The organism is Marinobacterium lacunae, from assembly GCF_000705555.1.
Taxonomy (GTDB): Bacteria; Pseudomonadota; Gammaproteobacteria; order Pseudomonadales; family Balneatricaceae; genus Marinobacterium_D; species Marinobacterium_D lacunae.
Genome location: NZ_JMQN01000041.1, coordinates 1 through 666, shown reverse-complemented (window position 1 = coordinate 666; position 666 = coordinate 1). Strand labels below are relative to the sequence as shown.

The following is a 666-nucleotide window of genomic DNA, read 5'->3' as shown; positions in this document are numbered from 1 at the left end:
AGGCGCGTTATGCGGTGGGCCGTTGCCTGATGCTGTGGAGCAGCAACGATGTGACCCAGCAGGGCAGCCGTCCGAAAACCAAACTGAACATTATGCGTGAAGCGGTGATTGCGGAAGTGAGCACCCAGCTGTCTGAAGTGGTGGGCGTGATTGAACGTCATCTGGAACCGACCCTGCTGGCCGTGCATCTGTATGGCAGCGCGGTGGATGGCGGCCTGAAACCGCATAGCGATATTGATCTGCTGGTGACCGTGACCGTGCGTCTGGATGAAACCACCCGTCGTGCGCTGATTAACGATCTGCTGGAAACCAGCGCGAGCCCGGGTGAAAGCGAAATTCTGCGTGCGGTGGAAGTGACCATCGTGGTGCATGATGACATTATTCCGTGGCGTTATCCGGCGAAACGTGAGCTGCAGTTTGGCGAATGGCAGCGTAACGATATTCTGGCCGGCATTTTTGAACCGGCGACCATTGATATCGATCTGGCCATTCTGCTGACCAAAGCGCGTGAACATAGCGTGGCGCTGGTTGGTCCGGCAGCGGAAGAACTGTTTGATCCGGTGCCGGAACAGGACCTGTTTGAAGCGCTGAACGAAACCCTGACCCTGTGGAACAGCCCGCCGGATTGGGCGGGTGATGAACGCAACGTGGTGCTGACCCTGAGCC

At 57.8% G+C, this 666-nt stretch carries 1 protein-coding gene; it reads left to right on the top strand.

What is annotated here, in order from left to right:
• Positions 1-92 precede the first annotated feature (92 nt).
• Positions 93-666, top strand: a 574-nt coding sequence (locus ADIMK_RS14330) for an aminoglycoside adenylyltransferase family protein (RefSeq protein ID WP_033581548.1), incomplete at its 3' end; no start/stop codon positions are given.